General features: G+C 65.6%; 6 protein-coding genes. 3 read left to right on the plus strand and 3 right to left on the minus strand.

Features of this window, described 5'->3' with window-relative positions; genetic code table 11:
• The 3 genes from RI841_RS11625 to RI841_RS11635 form a co-directional block, all read left to right on the plus strand.
• On the plus strand, nucleotides 1–2,428 hold a 2,428-nt coding region (locus RI841_RS11625; protein ID WP_310705765.1), incomplete at its 5' end, for a DEAD/DEAH box helicase.
• A gap of 280 nt (nucleotides 2,429–2,708) precedes the next feature.
• Nucleotides 2,709–3,731 (plus strand): NAD-dependent epimerase, encoded by a 1,023-nt coding sequence (locus RI841_RS11630; RefSeq protein WP_310705766.1) that lies wholly within the window; start codon nucleotides 2,709–2,711, stop codon nucleotides 3,729–3,731.
• A 191-nt stretch (nucleotides 3,732–3,922) separates the two neighbouring features.
• A complete protein-coding gene (locus RI841_RS11635; RefSeq protein ID WP_310705767.1) occupies nucleotides 3,923–5,257 on the plus strand; it encodes a UDP-glucose/GDP-mannose dehydrogenase family protein in 1,335 nt (444 codons plus the stop codon).
• Nucleotides 5,258–5,674: 417 nt separating this feature from the next.
• On the opposite strand, the gene RI841_RS11640 is transcribed toward RI841_RS11635, so the two are convergent.
• From RI841_RS11640 to RI841_RS11650, 3 genes are all read right to left on the minus strand, one after another.
• A complete protein-coding gene (locus tag RI841_RS11640; protein ID WP_310705768.1) occupies nucleotides 5,675–6,958 on the minus strand; it encodes a diguanylate cyclase domain-containing protein in 1,284 nt (427 codons plus the stop codon).
• Between the two features lie 242 nt (nucleotides 6,959–7,200).
• Nucleotides 7,201–8,157 (minus strand): PA2778 family cysteine peptidase, encoded by a 957-nt coding sequence (locus RI841_RS11645; protein WP_310705769.1) that lies wholly within the window; start codon nucleotides 8,155–8,157, stop codon nucleotides 7,201–7,203.
• Nucleotides 8,158–8,168: 11 nt separating this feature from the next.
• The gene (locus RI841_RS11650; RefSeq protein ID WP_310705770.1) at nucleotides 8,169–8,564 is read right to left on the minus strand and encodes a PA2779 family protein; all 396 of its coding nucleotides are present in this window, start codon (nucleotides 8,562–8,564) and stop codon (nucleotides 8,169–8,171) included.
• Between the last annotated feature and the right edge of the window lie 230 nt (nucleotides 8,565–8,794).

Here is an 8,794-nt window from a genome sequence, read left to right on the forward strand (position 1 = left end):
GACGCAGCTCGCGTTGGGCCCCGACGGCGCGCTTGGCCTCAGCTGGCATCCCGACGCCGAGGGCAACCAGACCCTTCAGGCCGATATCCTGCCGCGAGACACGCTCTCGGCGGAGACCCAGGTGGTGAGAGCCGGTCGCGGGCTCTGCTATCTCGACCCCGAGAATGGTCTGTTCGGCCGCATGGAGGGCAGTCCGGATCTGCTCAGGCAGCTTCGCTATTCTCCGCCGTTGCCACCGGAGATGAGTGAGTGGCTGGGTGAGCGGCTACGCAACACGCCGGCGCTCGCCGATCGGGTGCCGCCGCCCCAAACGGTGGAGGAACGCACCCTGGAGGGCGTGGCGCCGCAGATCATGGTCACCATGCGGGTAGCGAACGGCCAGCTCTCCTATCGTGATGGTGTGCTGGTGCCACAATGGATCAGCGTGGGGGCTGCCGAGGTGGGGTTCGACTACGACGGCGCCAAGGTGACGGCCCGCTGGAAGGACATCGACCCTGTCTTCCAGAATGGCCAGCGGGTGACGGTGCACCGTGACAAGGCGATGGAGACAGCACAGATTCGTACCCTGCCGCCGGGCATGGTGACGCTGGAATCCCTGATGGAGCGAGGAGCGGTGCCGGCCAAGCTGGATATTCCGACTTGGTCGCTACTGCTGCCGAGCGGCGACGTCCCGCCCGCCAGTGCCGCCGAGTGGCCGACACATCTGGCCGGGCCCGACGGCTGGTGGGAGATGATCACCCGACTGCGCCAGGCAGGCTGCCGGGTGGAGTTCAGCGACGAATTTCCGGAAGAGCCGCGCTATCTCGCTCCGGAGGCGTGGCATGGCGAACTCGAGCCGGCCGGCAACGGCTGGTTCGACCTGGCACTGGATATCGAGGTGGAGGGGGAGCGTCTCAACCTGCTGCCCATCCTGCGTCAGCTGCTCAAGCATCCTGACTTCCCGCTGGAGCCTGACGACGACGAACCTGACACGGCCAGTTGGACGCTGACGCTGGACCAGGATCGCCGCCTGGTATTGCCGCTTGCTCGCTTGCGGTCGCTGATGGCGCCGATTCTCGACTGGCTGAATGATGAGAGTGACCCTGAGGCGGCGCTTCAGCTGCCGGTGACCGCCGCCGAGCGGGTGGCGCCGCTGGCCGAGCACGAGCGCTGGGAAGGGCGCGAGGATGTGGCGGCGCTGGCCCAGCGGCTCAAGACACTGCCGGCCAGCTTGCCGGCGCCGCAGGGCTTCGTGGGCGAGCTACGCGACTATCAGTCCCGCGGCCTGGCCTGGCTGCGCTTCCTCTCCGAGCTCGACACCGGCGGCATCCTGGCCGATGACATGGGCCTGGGCAAGACGGTGCAAGTGTTGGCGCACCTGCTCGACGAGCGCACCCGCGGCGTGCTGGATGGGCCGGTGCTGGTGGTGGCACCGACCAGCCTGGTGGGTAACTGGTGCGCCGAGACGGCACGCTTTGCGCCGAACCTGGAGGTGCTGGCCCTGCAAGGCGGCAAGGCTCAGCGCCAGCGTCAGATCGAGGAGGCGCTGCCCCATGCCGATCTGGTGGTGACCACCTACCCGCTGCTGATTCGCGATGTGGAGCGGCTGCGCGAGATGACGTTGGGCCTGCTGGTGCTCGACGAGGCCCAGGCGATCAAGAACGCCGCCAGCCAGACGGCGCGGGCCGTGCGCGAGCTTAACGCCGGGCGGGCGCTGGCGATGACCGGTACGCCGCTGGAGAACCACCTGGGCGAGCTGTGGGCCCAGCTGGATGCGGTGGCACCGGGCGCGCTGGGCAGCCAGCAGTGGTTCGGCCAGCATTTCCGCACGCCCATCGAAAAGGACGGCGACGTCGCGCTGAGCCAGCGTCTTTCGCGGCGCATCTCGCCGCTCATGCTGCGCCGTACCAAGCAGCAGGTGTTGGGAGAATTGCCCGACAAGACCGAGAGTCGCCGCGAGATCACCTTGACCGGCACCCAGCGCGAGCTTTACAAGAGCCTGCGTCTGGCCCAGCACCAGCGGGTACAGCAGGCCATCGCCGAGCGTGGCCTGGCCGGTTCCGGCATCGTGATGCTCGATGCGCTGCTCAAGTTGCGCCAGGTCTGCTGTGACCCCCGTCTGGTCAAGCTGGATAGCGCGAAGAAAGTGCGCCGCTCGGCCAAGCTGGAGCAGCTGCGCGAGCTGCTGCCGTCCTTGATCGAGGAGGGGCGGCGTATCCTGGTGTTCTCGCAGTTCACCGAGATGCTCGGCCTGATCGGCCACTCCCTTGAGCGCGACAAGATCCCCTACACCACGCTCACCGGCGACACCCCCGGTAAGACCCGCACCCAGCGGGTGGCGCTGTTCCAGCAGGGCGAAATTCCGGTGTTCTTGATCAGCCTCAAGGCCGGCGGCACGGGCCTCAACCTCACCGCGGCGGACACGGTGATCCACTATACTTCCTGTTAGAATCCCGCGGGGTCAGATCCTTAAGCACGGCTGGGATCGCCCCACACTGGCCGCGTCGCCATCCGCAAGACCGGCAGCTTCAATATCCGGACGCCTGACGAGGCGGTACAAGGCATTGCCTACCAATACTGCACCATCATTCAGCGTGGTGACGGCATCGCTATCACCAACGAACCTCAATCACGACAACAGGAGAAGGGAGACGGACAGCCTAGTCGCCCTTCGGGCGACGCGCTATCCCTCCCCGTACTGAACGTACGGGGTATCCCGCGCGTATCTGATGAAGATTCTCGTGACCGGCAACGCCGGCTTTATCGGCTTCCATACCGCCAAGCGACTGCTGGAGCGCGGCGACAGCGTGATCGGCTTCGACGTGGTCAATGATTACTACGACCCGACGATCAAGGAGGCGCGGCTGCAGATCCTCGAGGAGACGGCAGCACGGTCCGGTAGCGACTATGTGTTCGTGCGCGAGGACCTGGCCGATCAGCAGGCGGTCAATGCAACGTTCGTGGCGCATCGGCCGGAGCGGGTGATCCACCTGGCCGCCCAGGCGGGCGTGCGTTATTCGCTGGAGAACCCCCATGCCTATGTGCAGAGTAATGTGGTGGCCTTCACCAATATCCTGGAGGCGTGCCGCTACCACGAGGTGAAGCACCTGACCTACGCCAGCACCAGCAGCGTGTATGGGGCCAACACGAAGATGCCGTTCTCGGAGCACGACAGCGTCGACCACCCGCTGCAGTTCTACGCGGCGACCAAGAAGGCCAATGAGCTGATGGCGCACAGCTACAGTCACCTCTACCGCCTGCCGACCACCGGGCTGCGCTTCTTTACCGTCTATGGCCCCTGGGGTCGGCCGGACATGGCACTCTTCCTGTTCACCAGGAAGATCCTGGCCGGCGAGCCGATCCCGGTATTCAATCACGGCCACCACACGCGGGATTTCACCTATATCGATGACATCGTGGAGGGGGTGATCCGCGCCAGCGATGCTATTGCGGCCCCCGATCCCGACTGGAGCAGCGATGCCCCGGACCCGGCCACCAGCAATGCGCCGTATCGGCTGTTCAACATCGGCAACAACAATCCGGTGAAGCTCTCGACCTACATCGAGGCCATCGAGGCAGCGCTGGGCAAGGAGGCGATCAAGGAGCTGCTGCCGCTACAGCCAGGCGACGTGCCGGATACCTACGCCGACAGCACCGAACTGGAGAAGGCCGTGGGCTACAAGCCCGCCACGTCGGTGACGGCGGGGGTGGCCAACTTCGTGGCGTGGTATCGCGACTTCTACAAGGTGTAGGTCGGATAAGCCGGAGGCGCATCCGGCGTGATAATGGCTGTAGCCTGCCCGGCGCGCTGTCGCTTACCGGGCCTACAAGCTCAACTATCAGGTTAAAAGGGGCAAGGGAGAAAAAAGGGGGCAAGTCGCAAGGGCAGGCTCCCCTTGATTCCTTGACCCCTTGTGTCCTTGTCCCTCACAAGGAGTGATTCATGAACGTCACTGTTTTTGGCACCGGCTACGTGGGTCTGGTGCAGGGTACGATGCTCGCCGAGGTGGGCCACCAGGTGGTCTGCGTGGATGTGGATGCGGAGAAGATCGCGGCCCTCGAGCAGGGTGTCATCCCGATCTATGAGCCGGGGCTCGAGGGCCTGGTCAAGGAGAACCATGCCGCCGGGCGACTGCGCTTCACCACCGATGCCGCCGAGGGCGTGACCCATGGCGATATCCAGTTCATCGCCGTGGGCACCCCGCCGGACGAGGACGGCAGCGCGGATCTCAGGTACGTGCTCAAGGTGGCCGAGACCATCGCCGCGCACATGACGTCGCACCGCATCATCGTCGACAAGTCCACGGTGCCGGTGGGCACCGCCGACCGGGTGCGCGCTCGGGTGGCCGAGGTGCTCGAGCAGCGGGGCAGGGCGGCGCTGACCTTCGATGTGGTCTCCAACCCGGAATTCCTCAAGGAAGGCAGTGCCGTGGCGGACTGCCAGAAGCCCGATCGCATCATCATCGGCACCGAGGACCCGGAGAGCGTGGAGGTGATGCGTGAGCTCTACGCGCCCTTCAGTCGCCAGCACGAGAAGATCATCGTGATGGACGTGAAGAGTGCCGAGCTGACCAAGTACGCCGCCAACTCCATGCTGGCCACCAAGATCAGCTTCATGAACGAGATCGCCAACCTGGCCGAGCAGTTGGGGGCGGATGTCGAGGCGGTGCGCCAGGGCATCGGCAGCGACCCGCGCATCGGCTACCACTTCATCTATCCGGGCGTGGGCTATGGCGGCTCCTGCTTCCCCAAGGACGTGCAGGCGCTGATCCGCACCGCGGATGATATCGGCTTCGACAGCAAGGTCTTGAAGGCGGTGGAGGCGCGCAATGCCGAGCAGAAGACCACCCTGTTTGCCAAGCTCCGCGCGCACTTCGGCGGCGAGCTGGCCGGCCGCACCTTCGCGCTGTGGGGGCTGGCCTTCAAGCCCAACACCGACGACATGCGCGAGGCGCCCAGCCGCGTGTTGATGGAGGCGCTGTGGGAGGCCGGCGCCCGGGTGCAGGCCTATGACCCGGAGGCCATGGAGGAGACTCAGCGGCTCTATGGCAACCGCGATGATCTCGCGTTGTGCGGCACCAAGGAAGCGACCCTGAAGGGCGCCGATGCGTTGGTGATCGTGACCGAATGGCAGAGCTTCCGTGCCCCGGACTTCGAGCTGATTCAGCAGCAGTTGAGCCAGCCGACGATCTTCGACGGCCGCAACCTCTTTGATCCTGCACGCATGGCCGGGAAGGGGTTTACCTACTACTCGGTGGGGAGAACGCCGGGCGCCTGAGTCGAAGGTGGCGGGAGCGACATGAATGTCACTCCCGCCACAGAGTGCTGCCCTTCAGGCTCTGTGGCCTTGTGGGCGCACGTCTGCTCTGCGAGGGGCGGCTTCAATCGCGATCGCAAGGGGAGCGGTCGGCGTGGTCGTGCCGTTGCCCGAGGTAGCAGGGCGGTGAGGCGAGTTCCCGGTCAGCGACAGCGCACCGGGCGTGGAGAGGGCACCATCATCACGCCGGATGCGCCTTCGGCTTATCCGGCCTACGCGAAATTCCCACCGTTTTCACGCCGAATTGCGATGAACCCAATTTTACCGAGCCCTGGCCAAGCGCCATCTCTCTCTCTTTGTCTGTTTCTATGCCTGGGGGGGTCTTTGCCGGGTGGCGCCTGCCCGTGAGTGGGGCAAGCCCGTGTACGGTGGCGTGCCTCAGCTGGCGTCAGTGTCTCGTCGGTAGAGCCTGACGGTGTTTCGGCCGGCGCTCTTGGCCCGGTACATCGCCTGGTCGGCGGCGTGGGTCAGGGCCTCAGCGTTTTTGCCATGCTCGGGGTAGATCGCCACGCCGATGCTGGCGGAAATGGTGACCTCGTCATCGGCGAGGTGGAAGGGAGCTGCCAGTATCGAGCAGAGCTGCTCCGCGACGCGTGTGGCCGCCTGGGCGCTGATCGGGCCGGGCATCAGTACCGTGAATTCGTCGCCGCCGATCCGGGCGACCAGGTCGGTGTCACGTAGCCGACGACACAAACGCTCGCCAACATCCCGGAGCAGTTGATCGCCGGCGACGTGGCCGTAGGTGTCGTTGACGGGCTTGAAGCGGTCCAGGTCGATGAATAGCAGGGCCATGGACTGGCCCTGACGCGCCGCCAGATTCATGGCGTTCTCCAGCCGGGCAAAGAATTCACCGCGGTTGGCCAGGCCGGTGAGGGGGTCAGTCCGGGCGAGTTGACGAAATCGAATGACACTCTCCTGCAGCGAGTCCTCCAGGGTCTTGCGCTCGGTGATGTCGTTGACGTAGCCCGTCCATAGGATGGTGCCATCCTCGAGCCGCTGGGGCAGCCCATGGGCTTCTACCCAGAGTGTGTGCTCGTCGCGATGCCGCACGCGGAATTCGCTATGCCAGGGCGTCAGGTGATCGGCGGAGTGCAGTCTCTCGCGAGTCACGCGTTCCCTGTCATCCGGATGGATGCGTTTCATCAACGCCTCGGCATTCTCCAGCGCCTCTTGAGCGCTCACCCCGAACATCTTTTCGGCACGTTCTCCGACGAAGGAGTACCGCCAACCACCATCGGGTGTCAGGCAGAGTTGATATACGAAGCCGGGGATATAGGCCGCGACCGTTTCCAGCTGCTGCGCGAAATTGCGTGACCAGGTGATGTCGCGGGCGGCGGCAATGAGCAGGGGTGGCGTGCATGACCCCATGGGTCGCAGCCGCACATGCCAGGTGCGCTGGCCACTGGGGACCGCGAAGGGTTGCTCGAATTCCACGGTGTCACCGGCGTCCAGGCAACGGCGGTATTGCTTGGTCAGGCGCTCTGCGCCCTCGCGGGGAAGCAGGTCATCGATGCGGACCCCTTCGGCCTGGTGGCGGGTGAAGCCGGTCATTGTTTCGAAGGCGTGGTTGACCTTGAGGTAGCGAAAGCCGCCGTCTTCTTCTTCCTGGGCAATCAGCAGGACATCCGGTGAATGCTCGAAGGCGAGGTGCAGCAGGTTCATCTGGGCGTCCTTCTTTACCGGGCCAGGCTACGGCCGATGGGTGACAGGATATGCGAAGTTGCCCGTTTATGCCCCGACGTCGCTGTCATGCATTATCACCTGTCTTCAATTGACGGGTAGCGCGAGCGGGGGTGAAGCCTCGCGCCCACGCTCTCGCTTCCGGCACCATGCCCTTGCTTCTCCAGGCACCGTGCCCGCCGGGGAGCGAACGGTTCGATGTCTCGACTTGCGTCGCCATTGAACTACAGGGTGTCCAGGGTATCCCGCGCCTGCTCCTGCCAGGCGCCGGGGAGGGCCGCCGCTCGCTGCAGAGCCTGGCGCGCCGCCTCGGGTTGGCTCAGCTCGCGTCGCAGCAGGCCCAGGTTGAGCCAGGCCACGGCGAGGTCGGGGTCCTGTGTCACGGCGTTGTCGAAGGCCGCGATGGCGCCCTGGCGGTCGCCGGTGGCGTAGCGGGCATTGCCCAGCGCGAAGTGCCCCATGGCATGCTCAGGATAGCGTGCCACCAAGGCGTCCCAGGCGGGCAGGGCGGCCTGTGCACCCTGCACGCGCTCGAAGTCGGCGATGGCATCCAGGGCGGCCTTGCCGTCGCCTGTGGCGGGCAGCGTGCCCGGGGACAGGGCGACGAAGGCCCAGCGATCGCTGCGGGCCCAGGTGGCATCGAAGCGTTTGAAGGACTCGATACGCTCCGGCGCCATGCCGCTGTGCAGGATCAGCGTCTCTTCGTCCAGATCGAAGCCGATGGCCACGGCATAGTGCCAGACTGGCCAGGCGGGCAGGGAGAGGTTCTGCATCACCACCACCGGATGGCCGGCGTCGATCTCGGTGAGCAGGGTGTCGAGGTTGCCGTCGATCCTGAAGGGGATGCGGCCGTGGCGACGCACGGTGCCCAGCATTTCGGGCTGCACACTGCCCTCGCGCCCGGGCAGGAAGACTTGGGGGATCAAGGTGTCGACCTCCACGGGCACGCCGGTAGCGTTGAGCACCATGGCAAGCGAGGCGGGGCCGCACTGGTAGTCGCGCTGGCCGTGGAAGGGAGTGTCCTCGAGCAGCGCCTGGCGGGGCAGTTCGCGCTCGGTGCTTTCGGCGAGTTGCGGGGTGCTGGCGCAGCCGGCCAGCACGAGCATCAGCAGCGCCAACGCAAGAACGCCCGCGGCGCGGGCGTTCCTGGTAGGCAGCTGCCAGTCACGGCAGTGCATCATGGGGGACGGGCTCAGCGGGTGAAGGGGAAGACGTTGGTCAGGCCGAGGATGTCGGTGACCAGCAGGATCACGAAGACGGCGAACAGGGCACCGACCACGCTGGCACCGGCCGGCAGCTGCTCGAGCTGGTCGGCCATCCGGGCGGCTTCCGCATCGGAGAGGGCAGCCACGCGGGCTTCCACCTCGGCGGGGTCGACGCCCTGGGCGACGAGCTGCTCCTGAACATCGTCACGCGCGAGGATCTCGTGAATCCGCTCGCGATCTCCCTGGGTGCGCTCGACGTTCAGGGCATCCTGGGTAGTGACCAGGCCACTGCCCGGGCTGGCCGGCGCGGCGGCCACCGGCAGGCTGCCCAGTACCAGAGCGGTGATCAGCAGCGGGCTGAGGTAACGGCAGAGCTTCTTCATCATGTCGGTGTTCCTTCTTCTTGAATGGGGCTTCCGGCTCCGGGCTCCGTCGGTGCTGCGTCCTTGCAGTCCGGCGAAACGATGCGATGCCCCGTCAGTATAGGACGGAATGATGTGACATTTCATGCTCTTGTCGGCGAGGAGATGTTCCAGCAGGGCTCCCTTGTCCTTGCGCTCGACAAGGTACACGTAGTGCTCGACCGTCCCCGGCCCCGGTGACTCCGAAACTA

Source organism: Halomonas sp. (assembly GCF_031581305.1).
In the GTDB taxonomy this organism is placed as follows: Bacteria; Pseudomonadota; Gammaproteobacteria; order Pseudomonadales; family Halomonadaceae; genus Halomonas.

What these genes read in the sequence shown, in the direction of transcription:
- RI841_RS11630 (WP_310705766.1), top strand. Translation starts at nt 2,709, where the DNA reads ATGAAGATTCTCGTGACCGGCAACGCCGGCTTTATCGGCTTCCATACC.
- RI841_RS11635 (WP_310705767.1), top strand. Translation starts at nt 3,923, where the DNA reads ATGAACGTCACTGTTTTTGGCACCGGCTACGTGGGTCTGGTGCAGGGT.
- RI841_RS11640 (WP_310705768.1), bottom strand. Translation starts at nt 6,958, where the DNA reads ATGAACCTGCTGCACCTCGCCTTCGAGCATTCACCGGATGTCCTGCTG.
- RI841_RS11645 (WP_310705769.1), bottom strand. Translation starts at nt 8,157, where the DNA reads ATGATGCACTGCCGTGACTGGCAGCTGCCTACCAGGAACGCCCGCGCC.
- RI841_RS11650 (WP_310705770.1), bottom strand. Translation starts at nt 8,564, where the DNA reads ATGAAGAAGCTCTGCCGTTACCTCAGCCCGCTGCTGATCACCGCTCTG.